Annotated in this window: 16 protein-coding genes and 2 other annotated features; of the genes, 2 read left to right on the top strand and 14 right to left on the bottom strand. The window is 54.4% G+C overall.

Going from position 1 to position 26,917, the window contains the following annotated elements:
* Positions 1–122 precede the first annotated feature (122 nt).
* The 4 genes from ACFSUF_RS09915 to addB are packed head-to-tail and all read right to left on the bottom strand — an operon-like array spanning position 123 to position 12,259.
* Positions 123–3,533 carry an AAA family ATPase gene (locus ACFSUF_RS09915; protein ID WP_377602513.1) on the bottom strand — a complete coding sequence of 1,137 codons (3,411 nt, stop codon included), beginning with the start codon at positions 3,531–3,533 and terminating at the stop codon, positions 123–125.
* Positions 3,533–4,729: a metallophosphoesterase family protein gene (locus tag ACFSUF_RS09910; RefSeq protein WP_377602511.1), complete on the bottom strand. Its 1,197-nt coding sequence runs from the start codon at positions 4,727–4,729 to the stop codon at positions 3,533–3,535. The genes ACFSUF_RS09915 and ACFSUF_RS09910 overlap by 1 nt, the downstream gene beginning before the upstream one ends.
* A gap of 16 nt (positions 4,730–4,745) precedes the next feature.
* Positions 4,746–8,699, bottom strand: coding sequence for a helicase-exonuclease AddAB subunit AddA (gene addA / locus ACFSUF_RS09905; protein ID WP_377602510.1), 3,954 nt, complete (start codon positions 8,697–8,699; stop codon positions 4,746–4,748).
* Complete coding sequence (gene addB, locus ACFSUF_RS09900; protein WP_377602508.1) at positions 8,696–12,259, bottom strand: helicase-exonuclease AddAB subunit AddB; 3,564 nt, start codon at positions 12,257–12,259, stop codon at positions 8,696–8,698. The genes addA and addB overlap by 4 nt, the downstream gene beginning before the upstream one ends.
* A 174-nt stretch (positions 12,260–12,433) precedes the next feature.
* Between addB and ACFSUF_RS09895 the strand changes: the two genes are divergently transcribed.
* Complete coding sequence (locus ACFSUF_RS09895; RefSeq protein WP_377602506.1) at positions 12,434–13,084, top strand: DsbA family oxidoreductase; 651 nt, start codon at positions 12,434–12,436, stop codon at positions 13,082–13,084.
* Between the two features lie 129 nt (positions 13,085–13,213).
* Here the strand turns inward: ACFSUF_RS09895 and ACFSUF_RS09890 are convergent, their stop codons facing one another.
* The 3 genes from ACFSUF_RS09890 to ACFSUF_RS09880 form a co-directional block, all read right to left on the bottom strand.
* Positions 13,214–14,764 carry a 2-isopropylmalate synthase gene (locus ACFSUF_RS09890; protein WP_377602504.1) on the bottom strand — a complete coding sequence of 517 codons (1,551 nt, stop codon included), beginning with the start codon at positions 14,762–14,764 and terminating at the stop codon, positions 13,214–13,216.
* Positions 14,765–14,814: 50 nt separating this feature from the next.
* Positions 14,815–15,101: a binding site (T-box leader), on the bottom strand.
* A gap of 37 nt (positions 15,102–15,138) precedes the next feature.
* Positions 15,139–15,443 (bottom strand) — a binding site (T-box leader).
* A 107-nt stretch (positions 15,444–15,550) separates the two neighbouring features.
* On the bottom strand, positions 15,551–17,566 hold the full coding sequence (locus tag ACFSUF_RS09885) for an ABC transporter ATP-binding protein (RefSeq protein WP_377602501.1): 2,016 nt from the start codon (positions 17,564–17,566) through the stop codon (positions 15,551–15,553).
* Between the two features lie 5 nt (positions 17,567–17,571).
* Entirely contained in the window at positions 17,572–19,323 is a 1,752-nt protein-coding gene (locus ACFSUF_RS09880) for an ABC transporter ATP-binding protein (RefSeq protein ID WP_377602499.1), read from the bottom strand.
* A 415-nt stretch (positions 19,324–19,738) separates the two neighbouring features.
* On the opposite strand from ACFSUF_RS09880, the gene ACFSUF_RS09875 reads away from it, so the two are divergent.
* A complete protein-coding gene (locus ACFSUF_RS09875) occupies positions 19,739–20,398 on the top strand; it encodes an HAD family hydrolase (RefSeq protein ID WP_377602497.1) in 660 nt (219 codons plus the stop codon).
* 40 nt (positions 20,399–20,438) lie between these two features.
* Here the strand turns inward: ACFSUF_RS09875 and ACFSUF_RS09870 are convergent, their stop codons facing one another.
* The 7 genes from ACFSUF_RS09870 to ACFSUF_RS09840 all read right to left on the bottom strand — a co-directional run bounded on the left by ACFSUF_RS09870 (position 20,439) and on the right by ACFSUF_RS09840 (position 26,911).
* On the bottom strand, positions 20,439–21,179 hold the full coding sequence (locus ACFSUF_RS09870) for a hypothetical protein (protein ID WP_377602496.1): 741 nt from the start codon (positions 21,177–21,179) through the stop codon (positions 20,439–20,441).
* 104 nt (positions 21,180–21,283) lie between these two features.
* Positions 21,284–22,669, bottom strand: a complete 1,386-nt coding sequence (locus tag ACFSUF_RS09865; protein ID WP_377602495.1) for a class I SAM-dependent rRNA methyltransferase — start codon at positions 22,667–22,669, stop codon at positions 21,284–21,286.
* A gap of 74 nt (positions 22,670–22,743) precedes the next feature.
* Positions 22,744–23,430, bottom strand: coding sequence for a deoxyribose-phosphate aldolase (deoC, locus tag ACFSUF_RS09860; RefSeq protein WP_377602494.1), 687 nt, complete (start codon positions 23,428–23,430; stop codon positions 22,744–22,746).
* 2 nt (positions 23,431–23,432) lie between these two features.
* Positions 23,433–23,861: an NUDIX hydrolase gene (locus tag ACFSUF_RS09855; RefSeq protein WP_377602492.1), complete on the bottom strand. Its 429-nt coding sequence runs from the start codon at positions 23,859–23,861 to the stop codon at positions 23,433–23,435.
* Between the two features lie 103 nt (positions 23,862–23,964).
* A complete protein-coding gene (gene mtaB, locus ACFSUF_RS09850) occupies positions 23,965–25,359 on the bottom strand; it encodes a tRNA (N(6)-L-threonylcarbamoyladenosine(37)-C(2))-methylthiotransferase MtaB (protein WP_377602490.1) in 1,395 nt (464 codons plus the stop codon).
* Between the two features lies 1 nt (position 25,360).
* Entirely contained in the window at positions 25,361–26,116 is a 756-nt protein-coding gene (locus ACFSUF_RS09845; RefSeq protein ID WP_377602488.1) for a 16S rRNA (uracil(1498)-N(3))-methyltransferase, read from the bottom strand.
* Between the two features lie 120 nt (positions 26,117–26,236).
* Complete coding sequence (locus ACFSUF_RS09840) at positions 26,237–26,911, bottom strand: site-2 protease family protein (protein WP_377602487.1); 675 nt, start codon at positions 26,909–26,911, stop codon at positions 26,237–26,239.
* Positions 26,912–26,917: the final 6 nt, after the last annotated feature.

Here is a 26,917-nt window from a genome sequence, read left to right as displayed (position 1 = left end):
ATCTGCAGCAAAGATGAAAGATGAAAGATGAAAGCCGAGAGCTGAAAGATGAAAGATGAAAAGAGGCTGTCCTGAAGGTTTAATTACCTTTAGTGACAGCCTCTTTTGGCTGGATATAACCTTTATAAAGTTTCGGTATGAATCCGGCTTCCTTTGCCCGAAGGCTCTGCGGGCGTTACGATCAGCTTGCGCGGCAGCCTCGCCCGAAGCTCCGGGACGTGGCTGATGACTCCGACGGATAATTGATCCGTATGGAGCTTTTCAAGAGACGAAATGACGGTGTCGAGCAGGTCCTGGTCCAACGTCCCGAACCCTTCGTCCAGGAAGAAAAACTCCAGAGGGAACTGGCCTCTTAATTGAATTTGGCCGGACAAGGCTAATGCCAGTGCCAGCGAGGTAAGGAACGTTTCTCCCCCTGAAAGGGTAGAAACGGGGCGCCGCAGCCCTCCGTTCGCATCGTCCCGAATCACGAATCCTCCGGACGAATCCACTTCTAAGGCGTAACGCTGCCTTGTCAGGAAGCCCAGCCTTTCGGAAGCGGCCCGGCTCACTTGGATCAGCTGTTCTTCGGCGATATACTCAACAAACGCATTTCCCCTGAATACGCTTTGCAGCGACTGCAGGCGGTTATGTAAGCTTTGCAGTTCGTTCCGGCGCTGTTCAAGCCCTTTCCATTTCTCATGGCGGCGGAGCATTTCCTCCAAGTCCCGTTCTGCTTTGGCCCGCTCGCGGACCGCCTTTTCATCCGCTTCTTGCGCTTCATTCCGCTTCATCACAGCTTCTTCCCACTGCTCGGTCGTCACAGGGTCTCCCGAAAGTGCCGCGCTGATATGTTCCAGCTGGCCCCGCAAAGCATGCTGCCTCTCCCGGTGGAGGCGAATTTCCTCCGTCCAGGCGGTAACTGTTTCTTCCGGCAGCGCAGCTTCGCGAACTTCATCGGCCGTTCTGAAAGGCGAGGTTTCCACGGCAGCGGCCCAATGCCCATAGCACTTCTGCTTATGGGTCTCAGCGGATTCCTCGGACTGGGACCGCCTGTTCCATAAATTAGACGCTTCCTGAAGCGCAGCAGCCGTCTTCTCCAGTTCTTCCTTGGTGAGAGCCCCCTGCTTTCTCAGCTGCTCCAAACGCGATGAAGCTTCGGATAAAAGCGTATCGACAGGCTGACCCGCCGTCCATTCCACCAATCGCTCCCCCTTCTCCTGAAGGAGCTGCTGTTTCCCGCTCAACACGGCATCTATCTGCGCCGTGTCTTTGTCGCAAGCGGCAGCGGCGGCTTGATGCTGTTCAATTGCCGTACGAGTGTTTTCGATGAATGGCACACTTTTCTCCAGCGACTCCCGGATAGCTTGAGCCTGCTTGTCCTGCTCTGCCAGTTTCTCGATGGAAGCAAGCGCCTCCTCTTCTGTCAGTTCAGGGAAATCAACGGTCCAAATTTGCTGCGAATCGGCAACATCCTTGGCAAGGCCTGTGTGTTTGCGTTCTGCTTCTTCGACCACCGCACGGAGTGCTTTTTGCTCCGCTTCCTGTGTATGCCTTTTTCTTCTGGCTGCTTCAGCTGTCTGCATTGCTGTGCGCTGGCGGCCGGACAGCTCCGAAGCCTCCCTTAAATGCTGCTGAAGCAGCTTTTCCAACCGGTCTGTACGTGATGCCAGGGTTGGAAGGTCAGGTACGTCAAAGGCCTCGGAAGCCGGTGAAAGCTGAAGGGACGATGCTGCGGCGGCCTCGTACGCCGCCTGCGGCAGCAGCTCCGCGAGCTGCGCGGCCAGCCCGGTGTGAAGCAGCCTCAGCTGCTTCGCCTCGGGCACCAGGCCGCGCACGCGGTCCAGCAGCTGCTGCAGCTGCTGCGCGGCGCCCTCTTCCGGCGCCGCCCCGCTCTCCCTCGCCGGCTGCGGGTGCACCGACGATCCGCACACCGGGCACGGTGTGCCGTCGTGCAGATGCGCCGCCAGCTGCGCGGCCAGCGCTGCCGCCGACCGGGAACGGTCGGCGGCTTGCGCCTGCTCCAGCTGCTGCGGCACAGCCGCCAGCAGCAGCTGGAGCTCCGCCGCGCCGGCATCGGCTGCGATGCCGGCGGCGGCCAGCTCGGCAGCGAGGCCGGTGAAGACGGCCTCGCATGCCTGCTCTTCGCGCAGCAGCGCGGCTTCCGCCTGCTGCAGCGCGCCGAGCGCGGCCGCTTTGCGCGCCGCCTCCTCAGCTGCGGCAGCCTGCTGCTTGCGCAGGCTGAGCAGCTCTTGGCGGCGCTGCGCGGCCAGCTGGAGCCGGCGGCGATCCTCGGGCCGCACCTCCACAGCCTTCAAAGCTTCCTGCAGCTCGCCCTGCCGCTTATAGGCCTTGTCCAGCATAGCGCGCTCCTTCGCCAAACTCTTCTCCAACTCAGCAAGGCGGGTACGGGAGACCTGCTGGCGAGCAGTAAGCTCCTCCGTCTCCTTACGCAGCTGATCCATCTCGTTCTGCAGCTCTTTCGCCTGCTTCAGTTGATTCAACCGGAGCAGCAGTTCGCCCTCTTGTCCGGCTAAAGCCTGCTGGGCCTGTTCCGATGCAAGCTTCGCTTGTTCATGCAGAGCAAACGCCCGCTCCTTCGCCCGGTTGGCTTCGACAAGCTGCAACGACGCCTGCTCCAGAGCAGCCTTTGCAGACAGCCACTCCGTCAGTACGGGCAGGATCCGGTCCGCCGATGCATGCATAACGAGCTTACGCTCTTTCCCGGCCAGCTCGGGTTCGGCGGCTTCCAACACTGCAAGCTGGTTCAATACATTCTGCTGCTCCTGCTGCCGTTCCCTCAACATCTTCAGCCGCTCATAGGCCTGTCTGCATTCCTCCAGCCGCTTCCTCTGGACAGCAGCGGTCTCGACAGCCTGTTTCAACCGAAATTCCGCTTCTTTCAACGCCTCCGCCGATGCTTCTCCCAATCCCTGCTGCTCCGCTTCCGTCTGCTTCAACTCCAGATTCGTCTGCTTCGCCCGGTGGCTGAGACGCCCGTTCAGCACATCACCGTACGCTTCCAGATGGAACAGTCTCTGAAGCATCTGCCTGCGGTCCCCGCCTTTTAACGAAAGAAACTCGGCAAACTTCCCTTGAGGCAGAACAACGGCTCTCGTGAAATCTTGCATTGAGAGGCCGATCAGCTCCTCGACACACTGGTTCACATCAGCCTGCTTGTCCGCCGCGACCTGCTCGCCCTCAGGGAGAACATGCACAAACCGGCATACCGTGTTGCTTACGGAAACATCCCCCGTACGCTTATATTGCCGCTCCACCCTATACCGTTTTTTCCCTGAAGCCCCGGACAGTTCAAAGGTAAAAGCGACGGTCAGCGCCTGCTCGAACTGGTTCATAATGCCCTGCGTCCCCAGCGGAGCCCGCTCTACCTTCCCGTATAACGCCAGTGTAATCGCATCAAGAATCGAGGATTTGCCGCTGCCGGTAGGCCCGAATATCCCGAAGACACCGGCTTCGGTCAAAGCGGTAAAATCGATCTCCTGCGCTTCCCGGTAACTCTGAAGCCCCGAAAGTTTCAAATGGACCGGCCTCATCAGGCATGCCCCCTTTCTTCTTGCGGATCCCCGCCGGCTGCGTCAGGATCCAGCAGTTCCAGAAACAGTCTGATCATCTCTTCATCCGGTTCCGCACCGCCAGTCTGTTTCATGTAAAAACGGCGGAACATCTCGTCTATCGGCAGCTGTTCTCTGGCAGCGGCTCCGGCGTTTTGCTCCATCTCAGGATAAATGACCCTGATATTGACGATCCCGCCATGCTGCTTCCGCAGCACTTGAATCTGTTCCATCGATAAAGCTTCCGTCATATGCAGTTCCAGATCGATCCAGGCTGACGCATCCCTTCCTTCGTCCAACCACTGGTATACCTGCCCGATTCCGCCCTGCGCCCTCCACCTCACGAGCGGCCTTCCGCTGGTTAAGAACACTTCCTCCACCAGCGCCGGCTGACCTGGAGCAAGCTCCACGACCGTTACCGACTTGGCTTGCCCCGCTTCAGAGAAACTGTAAGCCAGAGGTGATCCGCTGTACCTGACGGGCACATCCGCTTTCAACGTTTGAGGCCTGTGCAAATGCCCTAGCGCCACATACTGAAGCCCCTCGGCCAGCAGCGCTTTCGTATCCACCGTATAGGCACCGCCTACCTGAATAGGACGTTCCGACTCCGTCTCTGCACCGCCAAGCACATATAAATGACTCATGAGCAGGTTCACGGTATCCTTGCCAAAATACCCCGATTGCCGGTCCACTAGATGGGCGACGCGCTCGGTGTATGCCCTCCGCAGCACCTCTTCGTCCGTGCTCGCCGTAAGCAGCTCACGGAGCCTTGACTCCGAAGGATACGGCAGTGCGAACACGTTTGCTGTTTCCCCTGTGCGCCGGACAGGAACGCTCAGGACGCCGTCCATCGGCAAACCGACCAGCGTAATGCCGCGCTCGTTAGCCAAAGGTCCTGCCGCAGCAAGCCGGTCAGGGTTATCGTGGTTGCCTGCAATCACGAGCACCGGTCTCGTACCGCCTTCGGAAAGCCTGGAAACCGCATCGTAGAACAGCTGCTCCGCCATCGCCGGCGGGTTCACCGAATCATAGATGTCTCCTGCTATCATGACCATATCGATCCGCTGGGCGCGAACCAGCTCTACCAGCTCGTCAAGAAAAGACGCCTGTTCCTCCAGCCGGCCCCGCCCTTCCAGCATGCGCCCCAAGTGCCAGTCAGCCGTATGCAGAATCCGCATGATGTTTCCTCCTACTCTAGTAATCTATCTCTTGGGCCGCAGCCTCTTCCTTATTCGATGAAGTATCCATTTTGACAACATGAGCCCCATCAAAGAAAAATAAATACGCTTCCGTCACCGGACGCTTCCAGATTCGCTCAACCGATTCCGAATAGAGCTCAACCTGAAGCCTGTAACGCTCAGAAGCCTCTGCGAGACTGCCGCCCGAGGTCCGGTCGGTCTTGTAATCTACCATCACAAGCCCTCCGTCGCCGGTTTCAAACACACAGTCAATAACCCCTTGGATCAGAATCGTTTCCTCTGCAGAATCCGTCCCTGCCGCATCGGGATACACCCTTGCTGCCGGCAGGCCGCAGCTGAACGGAACTTCACGCTGCACACGCGGGCTCGAAAGCATGCGTATGCCTAATTCGGAGGACAGGAAGCCGGCAATAACATCCGCATCCACCGCTTCGCTTTGTTCTGCAGTCAGCTGCTCCCGCTCAACCATCGTCCGGATGGCTAGCTCCACTTCTTCCCGTCCGGTCCCGGGACGTACCGGCAGCTGCTGCATAACAGCATGGTACGCGATGCCCCGTTCCGCAGGCGTCAGCTTCCGTTCCTCCATGAACCTCGGCCTGCGGATCCATGAACTGCGGGATGCCGTGCCCGCTGCTGCGGAAGGGCCGATCGGAATCGACTCGCCGGTTTCATCTGAAGGCATCCATTCCCTCAGTCTCTTCAACTCGGTTACCGTAGTTTTCGTAAAGTAGCCTTGAGCTTCCTGAAACCGGTAGTCCCACTCCAGCCGTCTTTGGATTTCCGCCTGTTTCGAACCGCTTAATTCAACCGCTTCTGCAATCTGCAGCAGAGGCACCAGTGTTTCCCGCTCCGTATCGTGTTCGGACCCTGCGGCCGCCTCCTGCATCGCCATCCAGCCGCCGCTCATGACATGAAGCGACCAACTGGACGGTTCCTCCGCCATAACGTCCGCAATCCGCAGCGTGAGTCCTGCTTCTCTTTTCAAAGCATGAGCAGCCTTGTGTCTCAGCAAAGCGGGGCCGATCCAATCCAAATAACAGCGTGCCTTGGCGAGCATCGGCTCAGGCAGCGACCAGCCGTCCGTCTCCAGAGCGGAGCTCCATTTGTCCAACTGCTTCTCCATATTCCGAACGGTGCCGATCAAATACAATTTCTCTTTCGGGCGGGTCAAGGCCACATACAGCACACGCATCTCTTCCGCCAGCATCTCCATCCGCATGCTGCGCTTGATTGCAAGGCTCGGCAGGGTAGGATAGCTTAAACGGAGTGCGGTGTCCACGTATTTCGGCCCGAATCCCAGCTGTTTGTGAAGCAGGAAATTGCTTTTGAGATCCGACTGGTTAAAGGCTTTTGATAATCCCGCCAAGAAGACAACCGGGAATTCCAGCCCTTTACTTTTGTGAATCGACATGATGCGGACCACATCTTCTTGTTCTCCGAGCGCCCTGGCCGCACCTAAATCGCCGCCGCTGTCCTGCATTCTGTCGATAAACCGGAGAAACCGGAACAAACCGCGGAAAGAGGTTGCTTCGTACTGTCTGGCACGGTCATAGAGCGCTCTTAAATTCGCCTGCCGCTGGTTTCCTCCGGGCATGCCGCCGACCAGATCGTAATATCCGGTCTCACGGTAGATCCGCCATATCAGATCGGCTAAGGAACCTTGGCGCGCTTCATCCCTCCATGCTTCCAGCTGAATGTGAAACAGCCTGAGCCTGCCCGTAATGTCCGGATTCCAGTCCGGCATGTCCAAGCACGCGAGGATGGCATCATAATAACTGCTTCCCGCCGCGCCGTCTCTGCCTTCGATCCTGATCAGCGCAAGCTCCTCAGCCGTAAAACCGAAAAGCGGTGAACGCAGTGCCCCGGCAAGCGGGATATCTTGAAACGGGTTATCCACGATTTTGAGCAAAGACAGGACGACTTCCACTTCCGTTGCCTGAAAATACCCGGTGCTCAGCTCGGCATAAGCCGGTATACCGGCCGCACGCAGCCGCTCCATCATAACGGGCGCCCAAGCTTGCGTAGCTCTAAGCAAAATGACCATGTCCCGGAACGTTACGTCCCGCATGTCTTTCGTCCGTTTGTCATACACCCGGAACGGTTTGCTGATGCCGTCTCTGCCCAGTAATCGGTTCACTTGCTGCACAATCAGTTCTGCTTCCAGCTGCGCCGTCTCCAGCTCCTTCAAATCTTGCAGCGCCGGATCGGTCCCCTGCGCCTCCGTACCTTCCTCGGCATCTTCAGAAGAATCCTCGAAATGGGAGGCGTCCTCTTCCTCGCCGCCAAGTTCCGTTCCGCTCCGGTCATACAACAGTACATCTATGGCATAATCCTGATGCCCCGCAACCTCTCCGGTCGGGTAGGACGCGCCGCACACCAGCTCGGCCCGCTGGTCATAAGCAATTTCGGCAACATTTTCATTCATCAGCTGCCTGAAAATGTAATTGACTCCGTCCACAATCTCCTGCCGGCTGCGGAAATTCCGTGCCAAGTCAATCCTGAGCCCGTCACCGCCTGCAGCATAGGCTTTATATTTCGCCAAAAACAGCCCGGGTTCAGCCAACCGGAAACGGTAAATACTCTGTTTCACGTCGCCCACCATGAACCGGTTGCCCGGCTCGGGTTTGGAGATGAGCTCCACAATCGCTTCCTGGACCATGTTCGTGTCCTGGTATTCATCGAGGAGCACTTCCACGAACCTTTCCCGGTACTCCTCCGCCGCCGCTGAGGGCTCCAGCCGTTCCGGGGAGGAGTCTTCACTTCGCAATATTTTCAGGCAAAAATGCTCCAGATCCGCAAAATCGACCAGTCCTTTGGAGGTCTTTGCCTCCGCGTACCTGCGGCCAAAGTCTATGACGATCCGAACCAGCTCCTGCATCAGAGGAGCCAGAGCCGCCAATTCCGCTACATAGCTTTCAGGTTCGCGCTCAAACAGCTCGTCTTTGATTGCATAAAGCTGCTTCTTTGCCTGCTCCCTCAACCCTTTTACCTGCTCCTGCAAAGCCTTGTCCACTTCGTCGCCCTTGCAGGGCTTCAGTTTACCGAAGCCGGAGCCTTGAAACGCGTGATATAAATGTTCCCAGCTGTGGGTTCCGGTTACTTCCAGCAAATATTCCACCAAGGCCAAATCTTCGTTCAGGGTGGCTGCATACGGCTTAGGTCCTCCCGGCAGCTCGGTCAGCACCAGGGCGCTCCGAAGAGAATGAGCCGTACCGCTTAGTTCCAGCTGTACATCCTTTGCGATGGCACGGTACCATTCGCTCTTCTCCAAGTCCTCCACGGAAGTCACCTGAAAGGCTTCGGCGGTGCTGATCAGCCACTCGTCCGGCCAAGGATGGCTTCGCGAAAAATCATATAAGTTCTGGATCAGGTTAAAAAGGACATCGTCGCTCCGTTCCCCGCCGAAACTTTCGGCAAGGCGCCAGAACCGGCCTTCCGACCCCCCGGTCTCATACAGCTCCTCGACCTGTTCTTCCAGCACATCCTGCCTCATCAGCTCCGCCTCGGTCTCGTTTGCGATGCGGAAGCCCGGGTCTAGCGGAACAAGCTGGAAGTACTTTTGGATCACTTCCATACAGAAGGAATGAAGCGTTGTGATCGACGCCCGGTTCAACAGTGCCAGCTGCCGCCGCAAATGTTCAGAGTCCGGCTGCTTCACCAGCTCTTCTTCGAGCGCCTCGCGGATCCGTTCCTTCATTTCCGCAGCTGCAGCTTTCGTAAAGGTAGCCACCAGCATCCGGTCTGCATCCACCGGCGAAACCGGGTCGGCGATTTTGCGGATAATCCGCTCTACCAGTACAGCAGTTTTGCCTGAGCCTGCGGCAGCGGCAACGAGTACGTTTTGTCCGCCTTGGACTACCGCGCTCCATTGATCGTCGGTCCATGTGCTGCCCGGGGGCTTGGGCGGTATCGTATGGGATACCTGGATATCAATATGTTTGTCGGTCAAGTTTCCGCAGCCCCTTTCTCATGCAGCAGCGCCCATAACTGGTCTTTGCCCTGCTTGGTTAAACTTTGATAGCCGTTCCCCTCGATCAGCTGATCGAACTGGCAGACCGGTTTATAAGAGCAGAAGGTACAAGGTGTCTTTTGCCCAAACCTGTAAGGATGTATCGCGACCGTACCGCCGGTAATCTCGGTTCCGATTTCCCGGATCGTTCCTCTGACCGCTTTGCGCAGCACATCCCACTGCTCCCCTGTCATCACAGAAGATGAACTATAGAACTGGCCGTCTGCCTTGATGGCCAAAGGCAATAAAGAGGAGTGGCCTTTCTCCAGCGTGTTATCCATTAACCGCACCGTTTCCTGATCGGCTAGCACAAGTCCCCGCATTTTGAACCGTTTGAACAGCCTCTCTTCCGCTTCCTGAGGTGATATGGCCGCGCTGACCTGCAGCAGCGGATTATGTACATGAAAGTACAATGCGCCGGCCGGCATTGCCGGCCTTCCCAGCCAGGTTTCGGCATGGGTGATCAACACATCCAAATAGGTTAACAGCTGCAGTGCCAGCCCGTAATACACCTCTTCCAGGCGCAATGCCGTCTGGCTTGATTTATAGTCAATGACGCGGATAAGGAGCCCTTTCTCGCTCTCGGCGCTGTCGACCCGGTCAATCCGTCCGATGATTTCCATCGTACAGCCGTTCTCCAGCCGGAACGATAACGGAGGCACTTCCGCGTTCGGCCCAAAGTCCATCTCCAGCCTCAACGGTTCAAACGATCCCCGGCGGGCATGCTCACCCAATACGACCGAGGCACGTCCGACAATTTCTTTAAGCTTCGCGGAAATATATGCGAAACGCTTGGAACTAAGCAAGATCTCGCTCTGCAGCCTTGGAGCCAGCACATCCACCGCCTCATCCGCCTGCTTACGGCACTGTTCGGCGGTCAGCTGCCCCCAACTCTCTTTCTTAGACATCAGGTTTTGGGCAATCATGCTTAAGGCCGCATGGAACAGCTGGCCTATATCCGGCGCTTCCAGCCGATAGATCCGGCGTTCCTGCAGTCGCAGTCCATAGGACATGAAATGGTTGAAAGGACAAGCCATAAACCGTTCCATCCGGGATACGCTGGCCTTCAAATGAGTGCCGTAGAGCCGTCTGCTGGTCCCTTCCGTCAGCCGTTCGGCCTCATTCGCGTAGAACAAGGCACGCAGCAGTGTCCGGAGCTTGTCTTTCCATTCAGGCCGCGACGCGAACCAGTTGTAGACATCCCACCAGACCGGCTCGATGGCCGTGCCCTTCTTCCACTCCCTCAATTGTGCGATCAAATAAGACAGCGCCCGTTCCGGATGTGAAATATAGTCCAGCTGCCTTGCCGTCTCCGTCTCTCCGCCAGGATCGCCCATGAGCAGCCGTTCCTTTAATCCTGGAAACAGGTGTTTCAAGCGCCGGATCAGCTCCGATGGCAGCAATGTGCGGCCTTCTTCGTCCGCGAGCGGATAGCTGACCCACAGCCTGTCGCAGGCTGCAGTCATCGCTGTATAAATAATAAAGCGCTCATCGAGCATACGCCGGCGAGCTCCTGGAGCCAGCACGATGCCGGTGTCCGCGAGCTTCTCCCGTTCTTCCTCGGAGATCACGCCGTCTTCGGACATTCTTGCCGGTACCACGCCGTCATTAACGCCCAATATGAAAATGTGCCGAACCCGGCCCGATCTCGTCCGATCCATACTTCCGATAAGCACCTGATCCAATGTCGGCGGCACCAGGCTTAAGCGGATACTTTCCAGCCCCGTCTCCACGATGCCGGCAAACTGCTCGACTGTCAGTTTGTCTTCCCCCATCGTCTCCACGATCTGGTCCAGTACGTCGAGCACCGCACCCCACAACTGGCGGTGCTCCCGCGCCTTTGCCGGCCGGCCGGCGGCCACCGCGTCATCGCTCCAGCGCTCAAGCCGCTCCGCGGCGCCCAGCCGCGTGAGCAGCGCGTACAGCGCTTCGGCCATGCCGCGGGCATCGGCCGCCGCTTTCAGCTCGCGCTCGAAGGCGGCAAGCGGCGCGGCCACCGCGCGCCGCACCGTATCAATGCGCGCGAGCTCCGCGCTTTCGCGCCCGGTCGGCGCCGCAGGCTCGTCTTCGAGCGAGCGGTGAAGCTTGTAGGCCCAAGGCCGCTCGTCCGTCCAGCGGCCGCCTTGTATGCCGAACGCGAGCACATAGTTCTCGAGTTCGTCGAGATGCCTCCGGGTGATATCCTGCTCACGGAACGGCTCGTCTTCTACATGGATGGCGAACGGGGATGGAGACGTCTCCGCGTAAGCCGGCAGCAGCCCTGTCTTTACACAGCGGAAGACAGCGTCGTAGCGCCAGTACCCGTTCACCACTTCCAGTGCGGAGCGGATCAGTTCCGTGAGCGGATGGTGCAGAACGGTTCGCTTTTGGTCGAAGAAATGAGGAATCTCATGATCCGAGAGTGTCGTTGCAAGCAGTTCCTCGTAGTCCGCGAGGTTGCGCACCAGCACCGCCATTTCACGCCATCGGACGCCTTTCTCCCGGGTCAAACGCAGCATCTCCCGGGCGGCTCCCTCTACCTCGGCGCGCCGGTGGACAGCTGAGTACAAGTTCAGCTCCGGATCAATGGGCGAGGGCCCTTGATAAGGCGATCTTCGGTCAAACGCCCGCTCGAGATGAGCCAGCATCGGACTGCGCTCGTAACGGGGCGGCGGCGAAGTTTCGAGAACAATGTGTTTCTCCACCTCTACAGCTCCTGCCTCGGCGATTTCCATTAAGCGGATCATGGTCGACGCAGTTGGATGAAACAAATCCAGCTCATGCGGTTTCTGTCCCGTTCCATAAGGCTGATCCAGTGTCAGCGCAATCGTGACCTTCCTGGCATGCCGCATAAGCTGGTCCAAAACAGCGAATTCCTGCGGCGTAAACCCGTGGAATCCATCTACCCAGAATTCCGCCTCGCCCAGAAACTCAGAGTCTCCCGCCTGCTCGGTCAGAATGGCCAAGAAATCCTCCGAGTCGATGTGATGCCTGCCCAGCTCCAGCTCGAAATCATGATAAATTAAGAGCAGATCGTGCAGCTTGTCCTGCAGCATCCGCTCTTTACGGAATGCACCCCGGTTTTCCTCGAGGTGAGAAGCGAGCCCGCTCCCGTCAATCCGGTATCTTTTGAACTCGTTATATAAATCGTTAACCCGGTCAATGAACCCCGTCTGTCCGCTGCCTTTGGCAAACACCTTCAGTTCTTTGGCTCGCCTGCGGATGATCTTGTGAAGGAGCATTTTTTTGCCGGTATCGTCGATATGTAGTAAAGTGGAACGCCCGACTTCCTGCATGACTCGGAACGCAAGCCTGCGGAAGCTAAGTGCCTGAACGCGGATGATCCCTTCCAGACCGGGGGTCTGAACCAGCTCATGCTCCGCCTGAAATGTGGCCTGTTCGGGCACCAAAAGCACCATGGGGGAACCGTCCGCTTCGCTGCGCAGTTTATCCCGGATCTGGTCCATCATGCTCCGCGTTTTGCCGCTGCCCGCACGCCCTAAAATGAATTGTAATGACATGGCCGACCTCCTCTATCTTTCTACTATTTTACCACAAAACGATAGGGCTGCATCTTGGTAGAATCATGAACTGCCTTCACGCTTGGCCGGAAGCCGGATTCAAAACTTGTTCCCGGGTGTAAAATGGTTCATACTATTTACATAAGGAAATGAAAGTCTAAGGAGGAACCCGGATTGATTATTGACGTATATCAGGACACGGTCTGCCCGTGGTGCCGCATCGGCAAAAAGAACCTGCTGGAGGCCATGGACCGCTGGAGTGAAACTCATAAAGAACCCTATAGTGTGCGCTGGCATGCGTTTCAGCTGGATCCGACTACTCCTCAGGAGGGACGGAATTTCAAAGAGGTGATGACTGCCAAAATGGGCGGCGAAGAGCGGCTCGGCCAAGTCATTGCCCACACTTGTGAAGCAGGCAAAGCGTGCAGTATTGATTTTAATATGGACCGCATTGAATACATGCCGAATACCCTGCGTTCCCATCAGCTGATCGCATTGGCGCCGGAAGAATACAAGCTGCCTCTGATCGACGGGATTTATAAGGCTTATTTTGAGGATGGAAGGGATATCGGAAAGTTGGATGTTCTGCTGGAACTGGCCAAGGAAACCGGAATGGGCTATATCGACGCACTGCGCAAGCAGATGGAAGATGGAGCCGGCATGAACGAGGTAGAGGAAGACCTGAACCATGCTTCGCAAATCGGCATTACAGGCGTACCGTTCTTCATCTTTAACAACAAGTACAGCTTCTCCGGGGCCCAATCACCGGAAGGGTTCCTGAAGGTGCTGGAGATGATCGAGGAAAAAGAGAAGGAAAACGCGTAAACCAGCGCAAGAAAAAAGCTGTCAGCCAAGATCCTTGGTTTGACAGCTTTTTTGCTTGGTTCACTCACCCATCGATCGTTCGGATGTATTGGATTTCGTTAAGCAGGATCGTTTATGCAGTGAACCTCCTCAAGCATGCAGGATCCGGTCCCCTTTCTCCGCCGCAAACACTGCCTGATTGCAAGCCGACACGTATGCCTGGGCCGCAGCCAGTACGATGTCCTGCTCCATGGATGTCCCGCGGAATGTTTTGCCCCCATGCGAAACCGTGACCACAGCCTCGCCGTGCGCTTGTTCCCCTGAAGACATCGAGTGCAGCTCCAGGTCCTCAAATTCGATTGCATAAGGGATCGCCTGGGAAATGCAGCGTATCGCAGCTTCTACCGGACCCCCGCCGATGGCCGAGCAGGAAACCTCCTTCCCCTGCTTCCGGTCCAGCAAAGTGACGGAGGCGACCCTGGCCCGCTGGCTGCCGGCTACCACCTGCATGTCGATCAGCTTATACGCCTCTTGAGGCTGCTCCAGCGTCTCCCCGATCATCTGAAGCAGCTGATCATCAGTAACGATTTTCTGGCGGTCCGCTGTTTTTTTGAATTCCTCGTACACCTTTTCCAGCTCGGGTCCTGCAAGCTCAACCCCGTACTCCGCCGCCCGGTGCTTGATCGCGTGCCTGCCGGAATGTTTCCCCAATATGATCATACTCCGCGAGATACCGAGCTTCTCCGGGTCCATGATTTCATAGGTGCTCCGGTTCTTAATCAAACCGTCCTGATGTATGCCCGACTCATGCTGGAAGGCATTTCTCCCCACAATAGGCTTATTATAAGCAATCGGGAAATGCATGGCCCGGCTCACCATCCGCGAGGTTTCGTAAATTTCTTCCGGGCGGATTCCCGTCTTCGCCCCGATCGCAGACTGCCTGGTATCCAGCGCCATGACCAGCTCTTCCAGAGCGCAGTTCCCCGTGCGTTCTCCGATGCCGCCGACCGTGACTTCCACCTGAGTAGCGCCAGCAGCAACCGCAGCCAGGCTGTTGGCAACCGCCAGCCCTAAATCGTTATGGCAATGGGCGCTGTATTGAACCCGCTCCCCTCCCCTGGCCTGCGAGCGCACACTGCGGAACAGGTTCCCGTATTCCTCCGGCAGCGCGTACCCTACCGTGTCGGGCAGATTAATGATCGTCGCGCCTTCCGCAATGACCGCTTCCACCATTTCCACCACAAAGTCGATTCCGCTGCGGGTAGCATCCATCGGAGTAAATTCGATCTCCTCTACATACTGCTTCGCATAAGCGACCATTTCACGCGCGATAGCGGCGACTTCTTCCCTGCTTTTCCGCAGCTGATGATTCAAATGGATGTCCGAAGAGGAAATAAAAAGGTGCAGCCTCCTTCGTTCCGCATCGCGCGTCGCTTGCACGGCTGCGTCAATATCCCCCCGCACCGCCCGGGCAAAGCCGCAGATTTCAACCTGCGGGTAAGCTCTTGAGATGGCCTGAACTGCTGCAAATTCCCCTGGACTCGAGACCGGGAAGCCCGGTTCAATGATATCGACTCCAAGTTTCACCAACTGGCCTGCAATAACGATTTTCTGCTCCGGGGAAAGCGTCGCGCCGGGCGCCTGCTCTCCATCTCTCAGCGTGGTATCGAAAATTCGAATGTTTCTCATGAATGGGGACATGTGGATTCTCTCCTTTCGAATGGGAACAACAAAAAACCTGCCGTCTCGTTTGAAGAGACGACAGGCTTTATCAACCTGCCGCGGTACCACTCAACTTGGCCCCTAAGGAGCCCGCTCCGCTGCGGGAGACTGCCTGCGCACGGCAGTCTCCCGCACGCCCTGTAACGGGGGCAGCCGTAAGCCGGTCGCTCACAGGTATCAGCAGCACAATTGCCCACACCCGTACGTTCCCGATTTCCGCTCCCGGGCGAGTTCCGGCCGTCCATCGGCTGCGTCGCACCTTCCCGCAGCTCTCTGTACCCGTTCGAACCGTACTACTCCCGTTCATAGCGTTTCTACTATATCTGAACACCAAAAAAGCCTGCCGTCTCCTATGAAGAGACGACAGGCTTGAAACTGTCGCGGTACCACTCTACTTGACGCATCCCCATATAAGGGTTTGCATCCGCTTAAGCGAAGAAAACCGGTGTCCGGACAACGATCTTCCCGCACCCGATTACGGAGGTTACCCGTAAGCCGTTACTTTCCAATGGGATTAAGGCATTGCAAGCCCGCTCCTCCTAAGGATTTCCCCGCTTCCGCTCCCGGGTGAGTTCCGAATACCTGTCTGCTGCGTTGCACCGACCCGCAGCTCTCTGATGAAAGGTGGATTCGTACTAGTCCCGTTCTTTGCGTTTCACCATATTTTGGTTTGTTCCATAGTATACTGCTGCCTTGAAGGCAAGTCAATACTCAGGATAAAAGAAAGCATGCCCATTTTGGATGGCAATCATTCAAGCCCTACTGCTATACCGCTTGAACTTTCGCTCCCTGCTGCAACTGATACATCTGATAGTATCTGCCTTGCAGCTGCATCAGCGACTCATGCGTACCCCGCTCGACGATTTCGCCTCTGTGAAGCACAAGAATCTGGTCCGCCGTGCGGATGGTCGACAGCCGGTGCGCAATGATGAACGTTGTCCTGCCTTTCTTGAGAACGTCCAGCGCATTTTGAATAATAGTCTCCGTCTCCGTATCGATGCTTGCCGTAGCTTCATCCAAAATGAGAATGGCCGGGTCGAAAGCCAGCGCCCTTGCAAAAGAAATCAGCTGTCTCTGTCCTGCAGACAAGGTGCTTCCTTTTTCGATCACGGGTTCATCGTATCCCTTTGGCAAAGAAGCCAGAAGTTTATCCGCGCCCACATCGTTCAGCGCCTTTTCCACCTTCTCTCTGGAGATGGAAGGATCGTCCAAGGAGACATTGGATGCAATCGTACCGGTGAAGAGGAACGGATCCTGCAGAACGATCCCCATATGCTGACGCAGAAGCTGTTTGGGAATATCGACAATCGGCTGCCCGTCAATTGTAATCGTGCCTTTTTGCGGATCGTAGAAACGGAACAGCAAATTCATAATTGAGCTTTTGCCGGAGCCCGTATGACCGACCAAAGCTACAGTCTGGCCTTGGTGCGCTTCCAGTGAAATCTGTTTCAACACATAATCCTCTTTATACGCAAACGAAACATTATCGAACTTCACATTCCCTTTGTATCGGGGCATAACGCCTTCGGCCACATCCCGGCCTTCGGTATCCATCAATTCAAATACGCGTTCGGCCGACACCCGCGCGGTTTCCAGCTTCGCAAGCTGATTTACCATATTGGTTACGGGCTGGAACAGACGCGTGAGATAGTCGACAAAAGCATACAGCACGCCGATGGAAATCACGCTTTCCGCTTTCAGCGAAGCGCCGCCGAAGTACCAGATCATACCTACGAAAGCAAGATTCCTCAGCACACCCACCAGGTTATGTGAAGTGAGCGAGTTCAAGTTCAGCAGCTTGTTCTCGTTTGTAAAATGCTCCTGATTCAGCTTGTCGAACTCTTTCTCCGTCTCTTCCTGGCGGCGGAAAGCGCGGATGATGCTCATTCCCTGGATCGATTCATTGATCATGCCGTTGATGTCGCTTAGCAAAGAACGGATTTTATGGTTATACCGCGAAGCATACTTGCGGTAAATCACTATCCATAAAGCTACGATCGGGATGAGGACTAACGAAACGGCCGCCAGTTTCACATCGAGGAAAAACAGCGCTATAAAAATACCCGTCATATAGATTGCACTGTTTACGAATGTTGCCAGAACGGTAACGAACAATTCCTGTATGGATTCCGTATCGTTGGTTACTCTGGAAACAACCTTCCCCGCCGGCAAATTATCGAAGTAATGGATCGGCAGCCTTTGAATCTGTTTGAACACGTCCAAACGCATGCGTTGAATGATCCGGTTCGCAGAAGACTGCAGCAGCAGTTTCTGAAAGTACTGGAACACCGAGGCGATTGCGATAAACCCTAGGTAGATCAGCATCAGCCTAATCAACTTAGGAATTTCGGGCTTGTAAAAGGCCATTAGTTCCTTCCGTTCCAGCTTTGTCACCGGGTACACGGCTGTATCCGACTTTGTCTTCACCGTCATTTGCCCGTTCTGTACCGTACGCTCCCCGTCAACAGGCAGCGGCTGATTCAGGAAATAGAACGAACGCCCCGATTGAAGCACGCGCACTTCCCGTCCCTTATCGTCCCCCGGTTCGAGCCGGTCGCTCCGTTTGTACCAGCTGCCATTGTAGGCGACAGCGCCTTTCGTCCCCTGAGCGGTTTCTACCCATGGCTTCTCCACCCCGAGAATGTTGTTATCAATCATTTGTTTGGCAATTAAAGGCCCGGACAGCTCTGCTCCTACAGCGACTGCCAATAGCGCCAAAGCAAGAATAATCGTTCTTTTATAGAGCATCGCATATTGATAAAGTCTTTTCCCTACACTCACGGTATTCACCCGCTTTCCGTCAAATGCGCTTCGACCTGCTGAAGCTCATATTGTTCTTTATACCAGCCGCCTGCCTTCATCAGCTGATCATGAGTTCCCTGCTCGGCGATATTCCCTTCATCCAGAACAAGGATCCAATCCGCATGCTGTACCGCCGACAGACGGTGGGTTGAAATGAATGTGGTTTTGCCTGCCCGCTCTTTGCGGATATGGCGGATGATGTTGGCTTCCGTTTTTGCATCCACCGCAGACATGGCATCGTCCAAAATCAGGATTTCGGGATCGGTCATCAGCGCCCTGGCGATCGAGATCCGCTGTTTCTGCCCGCCGGACAAAGCAACACCCTTCTCCCCAACGAGCGTATCCAGACCATGAGACAGTACATTGATATCCTGCGCAAAAGAAGCGGCTTCCAGCACATGCATAACCTCTTCGTCGGTCCCGTCCGGCCGCCCGAACTTGATGTTATCGCGTACGGAACGGGAGAACAGAATCTGCTCCTGCGGGACGTAGCCGATCCAGCTGTGTATGCGGTCTACCGCAATCTGGCCGATTCCCGTACCTGAGAAAGTGATGCTCCCTTGACCCAGCGGATACTCACGCAGCAGCTGTTTGAGCAGCGTTGTTTTCCCGCTGCCGGTACGTCCTACAATGCCCAGCGTCTCTCCCCTACGGATACGGAAGCTGATGCGGCACAGGTTTTCAATGCTGGATGAAGGATAGCGGAACGTCACATCTTTAAATTCGATCACATCCGGAACCGCCACCTCTTTCGTGACCGCTTGATCCTGCACATCCGCTTTATAGGACAATGTCTCAATAACACGGTCCAGAGATGCATTTCCCCGCTGCATAATATTGATCAGCTCGCCCAGCGCAAACATCGGCCAGATCAGAATTCCCAGATAGACGTTAAAGGACACCAGCTCACCAAGGGTAATCTCATTCCCGAACACAAGGTAGGCGCCGTAACCGAGACCGATCATATAACTCATGCCAACCAGTATTTTAATGGTCGGTTCGAACAGGGCGTCGATTTTGGCGACCGCCAGATTTTTGCGGAACACATCGTCCGTTAAATTCTGAAACCGCTGCTCTACTGCCTTTTCCTGTACATAAGCGCGAATCACCCGCACCCCGGCGACATTTTCCAGCACCTGATCGTTCATATCGCCGAAAGCGTCCTGGGCGGCCGTGTATCTTTTGTGGATCGCCCCGCCGTAATACGTCATGGCCAGTGCGATCAAAGGCAGCGGAATCATGGAGGCCAGCGTAAGCTTCCAGGAGATAAACGCACCCATCACCGTAAGAATCGTGATCATGAAAAAGGTCGAATCCACCAGTGTCAAAATCCCGAATCCCGCCGTGAGCGAGACGGCTTTCAAATCGTTTGTAGCCCTCGCCATCAGATCACCGGTACGGTTTTTCTCAAAAAACGTCGGCGTCATTTTCAGAAAATGCTTCATTAATCTCGAACGGTAAGCACGTTCCGCCAGGAACGCTCCCCCGAACATCTGGTACATCCAGACGTAGGTAATCGCATAAATAAACACGGTCAGCGCTAAATACCCGGCAATCATTCCGGTCAGCTTCCCCGGGGTCAGCGTTCCCAAGTGAATGTAATCGATCGCTACGCCAAGCAGCTTAGGAGGAATCATTTCCACAATTCCGGCTACAATCAGCAGGAACACGGCTACGGTGTATCTCCTCCAATACCTGCGGAAAAACCAGCCTAGTTTCACTAAAACATCAAACATGTTCTCTCTCCTCTCAGGCAAACAAAAAAAGACATAACGCTTGCTGCGCTATGCCGTTCCTCTGCTTCTCTATCTCATCAAAAAAAGCGCATACCGCTGGGATGCGGCACACGCTGGAAATCTCAGTCGACAAGTTCAGTTCATAACCTGCACGCCAAAGGAGCGGACCCATCCGGATGTATGGAGTTGTCGAAGGACATAGTGCGATGCGGTACAGGACGATCCAACGGACGGATTACATCAATCATGACGGGGTTCTCCTTTCTTTTTCCAAAATGAATTATTGCTAATTTACCACGGCGGTCACAAAACTGTCAATTCCGGCAGGTTCGTTTTAACGATACTTTACAACTTTACAGTTCGGACTATGTCTGGTTATATGAAAGAGAAGACTGACGGATGGAAGGAGAACTATATGATTAAAGCGGTTGTTTTTGATTTTGACGGTTTAATTTTGGATACGGAAACGCCCTGGTATGACGCTTTCAGCGAAATTTATAAAGAACATGGCGCGGAGCTGCCGATTGAGCTTTGGGGGCTTGGAGTCGGGACCAGTTCGGAGCATTTTGACCCTTACGCCTATTTAGCGGAATGCACTGGTTCAGAGGTGGATAAAAAGCAGATTGACGAGCTGTTTTGGGTAAAGCACGGAAAATTAATGGAATCGGAAAAGGTCCGTCCCGGAGTAGTTGAATATTTGCGCGATGCCCGTAAACTTGGTCTCCGTATCGGACTTGCATCCAGTTCCCCGCGGAGCTGGATCGAGAAGTATTTACGGCAGCATGGGCTGTTTGAATGGTTTGAGGTGATCAAGACGGCGGATGATGTCAGCCGGATTAAACCGGATCCGGAGTTGTATACTGCCGCCGCGGCAGAGCTCGGCGTGAAGCCCGAAGAGGCGGTGGCGTTCGAGGATTCTCCGAACGGCACACGAGCCGCCAAAAGCGCCGGCATGTACTGCGTTATCGTACCGAATCGCCTGACCTCAATGCTGACGTTTGACGAGTATGATCTGCGGATTTCCTCGATGGCTGAGCTTCCCCTGGCGGAAGTGATGGGCCGTTTTGGAAACTAACCCTCATAACAAAAAAAGCCTCCCTAAGGAGGCTTTTCGCTTATTGGTAACGCTTGTTCCGGCCAAGACCGGCAAAACCGAACATGCCCAGCAGACCGAACCAGCCAAGCCATCCGTATTTGCGGGGGTTCGTCAGGTTTTCACGAAGCTCGGCGGTATTGTTGTTGTTGTTCATCTGGTATAAGTTGTTGCCGCGCACCTGATTGTTACCGTTGCCGTTGTTCAATGTGTTGTAGTACGGAGAACGTGAGGCCCCCATGAAATTTGGAGCCGTAGGGCCGTTTTGCATCAACTGGTAATGCGCACTGCCGTCAAACGTACCGATGCCCGCGCCGTTATACCCGTTCATAGTGTAATCCTGGGCGCGGACGCCGCGGCCTGCCCCGTCCTGGCCGGTCATGTTATAGAACGGGTTACCGTCCATTACGCCTCTTCTATTCATGCGCTGACCGCCTGCATTTCCACCGTTCGCGCCAGCGTTCCCGCCAAAACCGGCACTGTTCAGGAAAGGCTGCGAATAGTTCTGACCTGCAGAGTCTAACGGAGAAAAGCCTGTGCCGTTATGGCCAGTCACTCCTCGGATGCCCATCCGGTTTTGGAAAGACTGTTCCAACGGGTTTGCGCCGGAAAGTGCCGAATATCCAGGATCGTTCGTCTGATTCATATTCGTATTGGCATTCATATTCATGTTTCCGTTATTGCCTCCACGGGCGTGGGCATGAGCCCCGACCGATAACACAAGGCTCGCTGAAAGAGCCAACACAGCCGCTTGTTTGTTCACTTTGCTCAGACTCCTTTGATGTGCAAAATTGACCTACAAGCTTAGAATTTTCATTTGCTGTGTGTGTTATCCGTCAACCGGACTTGGAACTCTTGGCAGAAATTTTACACCTCATTCTTCGAACGGACTTCAAAAATTGCAAATTTCAGATAATGTCCCTCATCTACGCCGAGAATTTGCGGATGATCTTTGCCTGCACCGCGCCACTCCACGAGGCGCAGTACTTTGCCTGCATCTACAGCAGCCTCCTGGATGGTCTCCAGAAACAAGTCGGGACGCATATGATAAGAACAGCTCGCCGTAACAAGGTACCCTCCTTCATTGACAAGCTTCATTCCATGCAGATTGATGTCCTTGTATCCACGGCAAGCGCCTTTCACGGCACCTTTGGTTTTGGCAAAAGCCGGCGGGTCCAAAATAACCACATCCCAAGTGCGGCCTTCTGAGGCCAGTTTTTTGGAAGTATCCACCTTTTTGCCCTCACCCTGTGCTGCTGCAGCCCGGTCTTTCCGTTCGTCCAATCCCCGGACCTGCTGGCGGAGATAATCAAAAGCATCCGCTACCACGAACTCAACCCGGTCCGTGAAGCCGTTCAGTTCTACGTTCTGCCGCGCGCTTTCAATCGCATGTTCCGAAATGTCCAGGCAAGTCACTTTCTTAGCGCCGTATTTGCATGCATTCAGGGTAAAGCTTCCCGTGTGCGAGAAGCATTCCAACACCGTCGCACCGTCCCAGTACGGGAACGTGACAACTTTGCCGTTGGCGTTCACAGGTGAAACGACCACGGCACCGTCTTCGCCCTCAACATCACGCAGCTCGATTCCGCTGCGTCCTCCCCAGCCTCGCATCAGCTTCGCAATCGAGGCGCGATTCTCCCGCTGGTCAAAGAAGTAACCCGTCTTCTGCCCCTCCACGATGTCCACGTCGAACCGCAAGCCGTTCTCCGTGATCGGCACGTGCCGGGGGCAGTCGCCGTAGAGTACGCCTGTGCGCTGCTCAAGCCCCTCGAGTTCGCGCACGGAGACATCGCTCCGCTCGTAAATGCCGCGAGGAGCGAACACGCGGACCAGTGCCGCCACGAGCGCCTCGCGGCAGCGGTCCATGCCCAGCGTCAGCAGCTGTACCACGAGCACGTCGTCGAACTTATCGACGATCAGGCCCGGAAGGAAATCCGCTTCGCCGTACACCATGCGGCATGCGTTCGTATCATCCAAAAAGCGGAGCCTATGCTGCCGGCACGCTTCCAGCCTTTTCACGAAAAACTCCTCATCCATCTCAGCCAAAGGGCTGTAGGACACAACACGTACAATAATCTGTGATTTCGGATTATAATACCCGGTTGCCAAATAACGTCCTTGATGATTCGCCACATCAACGAGGCTGCCCGGAACAGCTTCTCCTTCCATGCGGTCCACTTCGCTTGCGAAAACCCAAGGATGGGCCTGTTCCAACCTCTTCTTGCGCTGTTTGCTTAATACGATTGTTGCCATATGTATGCCTGCCTCCATTTTTCAAGAAAAAACCCCAAGCTTCCGCCTGAGGTCTTTTACTCTTGTACCTAAACTTAATATCCGCCGGTGCTGTTGCCGCCCTGGACAAGTGCTACGCCCGAGCTTGTACCCAGCCGGTTTGCTCCCGCTTCAATCATCGCATGTGCCGTTTCCAGGTCCCGTACGCCGCCCGATGCTTTCACGCCTACCTTATCGGACACGCTCGAACGCATCAAACGGATATCCTCCACAGTTGCTCCGCCTTTGCCAAAGCCCGTTGAGGTTTTGATGAAATGGGCCCCTGCTTCTTCAGAAAGCTTCGACGCCATTCTTTTCTGTTCGTTATTCAAAAGTCCCGTTTCCAAAATGACTTTTACAATCGCTCTACCTTCTACAGCCTGCACCACATTGCGGATATCTTCCCTTACATAATCGTAGTCTCCGCTTATCAGGGACCCTACCGCGAGCACCATATCCACTTCCGCCGCACCCTGCTCAGCCGCTTTGGCCGCTTCGTATGCTTTGGTCTCACTCGTGCTCGCTCCCAAAGGGAAACCTACAACTGTACATACGCTGACATCGGAACCCTTCAAAAGCTCTGCGCACAGGCTGACCCATTGGCTGTTAACGCAAACACTGTAGAAATGATGTTCCAGAGCCTCCTTGCAAAGTTTCTCCAAGTCCGCGCGGGTTGCTTCCGGTTTCAGTAAAGTGTGGTCTATGTACCTTGATAAAGATTGTGTAAGATCTGAAGCTGCCATGTTTATTCCACCTCGTAGCCTAATTTGTGTAAAGCAATGTGAAGCACCTGATCATTATTATCATATCCATGCTCTTTCTGGCGCATCCATGCGGTCATCGGCTCAAACCATTCTACTCCCCGTATTTCCTCGACTTGCGGCTGCAGTGAACCGTCCACGGCTTCGACCAGATAGTAATGGACTTCTTTATCCACGGTTCCATGAACCGCCGACTGATATTGATACTGAATGACATATAAGGGTTCACGAATTTCTCCGATAATTCCGGTTTCCTCCAGAATTTCACGCAATGCCGTTTGTTCTACAGTCTCTCCAGGTTCCATTTTGCCCTTGGCTAAGGAGACTTTGCCATACCTGTCCTGGATGAGCTGAATTTCTCTCCGGCCGTCAATATCGCGATAAACTACCCCGCCCGCAGATATTTCTTTCATTTGCAGCACCCCTCTCACTTAAAAAGGAACAAGGATTCTATTCCAGCCTAACCTTACCTGCATGAAATAGAATCCTCATCGTATTTACACCAGCTGTTAAAAATTAAACTGCTTCCGCAGCGGCTTGTCCCTGGTTATCCTGGCTTTCCATGACACGGACAAATTCGCCTTTGCATTCGTTCACGCCTGCCTCGGTCAATTTCACTCGGCACAGCTTGCCGATCAGTTCTTCGGATCCGTTAAACACGACTTGTATATAATTGTCGGTGTATCCCATAACAAGGCCCGTTCCCGGAGCCCCCTTATAGTCCCGCTCCGGAATTACGTCCAGCACTTGTCCGACGAATTGCTGCGCATATTCCAGCTGCATACGCTCGGACAGGTCAATCAGTTCATGAACCCGGCGGTTCTTTACTTCCTCATCCACCTGATCTTCCATTCGGGCGGCAGGCGTACCTGTACGTTTGGAGTAAGGGAACACGTGCATTTCCGCAAACTTCATTTGCTCCATATAACGGTATCCTGTCTCGAACATTTCTTCCGTTTCGCCAGGGAACCCGACAATAACGTCAGTAGTAATCGCTACGCCGGGCATAACGTTGTGGATTTTCTCAATCTTGGCCGCAAATTCCTCTACGGTGTATTTACGACGCATCCGTTTCAGCACGGTATTGTCCCCGGCTTGAAGAGGAATATGGAGATGACGGCACATTTTGTCCGACTTCTGAAGCACTTCAATCACTTCATCGGTAATTTGGCTAGCTTCGATGGAAGAAATTCGGATCCGCTCCAGTCCTTCGACTTTATCCAAATCCCAAAGCAGATTGTGAAGCTTGTAATCTTCCAGATCGTCACCGTAGCCGCCGGTATGAATCCCGGTTAGAACGATCTCTTTGTATCCAGCAGATACCAGCATTTTGGCTTGTTGAATGACACTTTCGGCATCCCGGCTGCGAGATAGACCTCGGGACCATGGGATGATGCAGAATGTGCAGAAATTGTTGCAGCCTTCCTGGATTTTCAGGAACGCTCGGGTGCGGTCTGCGAAATCAGGAACATCCAGTTCTTCGAAGTCCCTGGTTTTCATAATGTTGCGCACGGCGTTAATCGGCTGGCGTTCCGCCTGAAACTGCTCGATAAACTGCAGAATCTTTTCCCGGTCCTGCGTTCCGATAACCAGGTCTACACCGGGAATCGCCATGATTTCCGCAGGAGACGTCTGTGCATAGCATCCTGTTACGGCAATAATTGCATCCGGGTTACGCCGCACCGCACGGCGGATGATTTGCCGGCTTTTCTTGTCGCCTGTATTCGTTACTGTGCAAGTATTAACAATATATACATCGGCAGTCGCCTCGAAGTCTACCTGATGGTAGCCGTCATTCTTGAACATCTGCCAAATGGCTTCCGTATCATAAAAATTCACTTTGCAGCCCAGCGTGTAAAATGCTACTTTTTTGGCTGCTGTATCTGTGACCGTTGCAGTTGCTGTTGTCAACTCAGGTCCCTCCCATCTCTCCGGTTTCATATAAAATGCATGTTAAGGCGGCCATAGCCGCCGTTTCTGTTCTTAAGATCCGTTTACCCAAACTAATCGAGTGCACTCCTGATGATTCCGCCTGCGCAATTTCGTTCTCGGAAAAACCGCCTTCGGGCCCGATCAGCAGCAGCACCTTATTTAAGCGGTGTTCCGCAGCCGCCATCCGCAGCCGTTCGCGAAAGCGCAGTCCCTGCTCTTTCTCATAACATATCAATGCCAAATCGAACTCGCCGGCCATCTGCAGCAGCTGCTTCCAGCTGTATGGCGCCGTTACTTCCGGAACCCGGTTCCGGTGTGCCTGCTCCGACGCTTCTTTGGCAATCTTGTTCCACCGGTCGAGCCGCTTCGCTTCCTTCTTCGCATCATACTGGACTACGGTTCGTTCGGACAAAAACGGAAGAAACCGGCTCGCGCCGATCTCTGTACATTTCTGAATCACTGTTTCCATCTTATCGCCTTTGGGCAGGCTCTGAGCTACCCAGACTTCTACCGCCGGCTCTGCATCCATAGGCAGTTTTTCTATAATTCTCGCCGTAACCGTACCCGCAAGGATTTCGGTAATTTCCACGAGCGCTTCGCGTTCCTGTCCATCGCTGCAGATCACCTGCTCTCCGGTCCGGGCCCGCATAACTCTAGTCAAGTGATGTGCATCGTCGCCCGTAATCCGGACTTCGTCATCGGTAAACTGCTCTGGCGCCACAAAATAACGCTGCATGAAGCTCTCAACCTTTATACATAGAATAGAATGCTCTTTCAAAATATCCAAAAGATATCTTACAACTTTTATGCCCCAAATGCTACCCTTTTACACGAATTGTCAAGGTTTCGCAGGCGTTCAGCCTATTCCGAACAAAGCGGAAATGATCCGGCTGAAGAACAGCAAAATATCATCACTGAGGCTAAATAAAGGTCCAATAGTTACGTTGCTCAAAGGTGTGATGAAAACGATCAGCAAGAACAGATAGACGCCCCAATGCTCATATTGGCTTAAACGCGTCCGGATGTGCTGCGGTGCCAAGTCCTCCACGATCCTGTATCCGTCCAGCGGGGGCAGCGGAATGAGGTTAAATATGAAGAGCGTAATGTTTAGGGAAATCAAATATTGAAACATGGTAACGATTGCTTTGGTAGCACCCGGGCTAAGATTTTCAATCACATTCAGATAAACAAGAAACAGGTAGATGAACATGCCTATGAAAGCAATCAGTAAATTGCTTAATGGACCAACAAGCGAGACAATTATCCCCATGAGCCGTGGATTTTTAAAGTTGTTACGGTTTACAGGAGTAGGTTTAGGCCACCCGAATCCGGCTACAAATACAAGTATTGTACCTAGAACGTCCAGATGGGCCATTGGATTTAAAGTAACTCTGCCTCTATCTTTAGCGGTGTTATCCCCAAATTTAAAGGCAGCATACGCATGTGCAAATTCGTGAACTGTAAAAGCAATGGCAATGGAAATGAACAAGAATGGCCACTCATTAAGAGGAAAACGAAAAAATCCCTCCATCTCTCA

The sequence above is a fragment of the Paenibacillus gansuensis genome (genome assembly GCF_042684925.1).
Lineage (GTDB): Bacteria > Bacillota > Bacilli > Paenibacillales > DY6 > Paenibacillus_N > Paenibacillus_N gansuensis.
Note: the sequence above shows the minus strand (reverse complement) of the source record. Positions and strands in the feature narration are given on the sequence as shown.

Coding starts and splice junctions, on each gene's coding strand:
- ACFSUF_RS09840 (WP_377602487.1), bottom strand. CDS start 26,911: ATGGAGGGATTTTTTCGTTTTCCTCTTAATGAGTGGCCATTCTTGTTC.
- ACFSUF_RS09845 (WP_377602488.1), bottom strand. CDS start 26,116: ATGCAGCGTTATTTTGTGGCGCCAGAGCAGTTTACCGATGACGAAGTC.
- ACFSUF_RS09915 (WP_377602513.1), bottom strand. CDS start 3,533: ATGAGGCCGGTCCATTTGAAACTTTCGGGGCTTCAGAGTTACCGGGAA.
- ACFSUF_RS09875 (WP_377602497.1), top strand. CDS start 19,739: ATGATTAAAGCGGTTGTTTTTGATTTTGACGGTTTAATTTTGGATACG.
- ACFSUF_RS09880 (WP_377602499.1), bottom strand. CDS start 19,323: ATGTTTGATGTTTTAGTGAAACTAGGCTGGTTTTTCCGCAGGTATTGG.
- ACFSUF_RS09890 (WP_377602504.1), bottom strand. CDS start 14,764: ATGTCCCCATTCATGAGAAACATTCGAATTTTCGATACCACGCTGAGA.
- addB (WP_377602508.1), bottom strand. CDS start 12,259: ATGTCATTACAATTCATTTTAGGGCGTGCGGGCAGCGGCAAAACGCGG.
- deoC (WP_377602494.1), bottom strand. CDS start 23,430: ATGGCAGCTTCAGATCTTACACAATCTTTATCAAGGTACATAGACCAC.
- ACFSUF_RS09865 (WP_377602495.1), bottom strand. CDS start 22,669: ATGGCAACAATCGTATTAAGCAAACAGCGCAAGAAGAGGTTGGAACAG.
- ACFSUF_RS09910 (WP_377602511.1), bottom strand. CDS start 4,729: ATGCGGATTCTGCATACGGCTGACTGGCACTTGGGGCGCATGCTGGAA.
- ACFSUF_RS09855 (WP_377602492.1), bottom strand. CDS start 23,861: ATGAAAGAAATATCTGCGGGCGGGGTAGTTTATCGCGATATTGACGGC.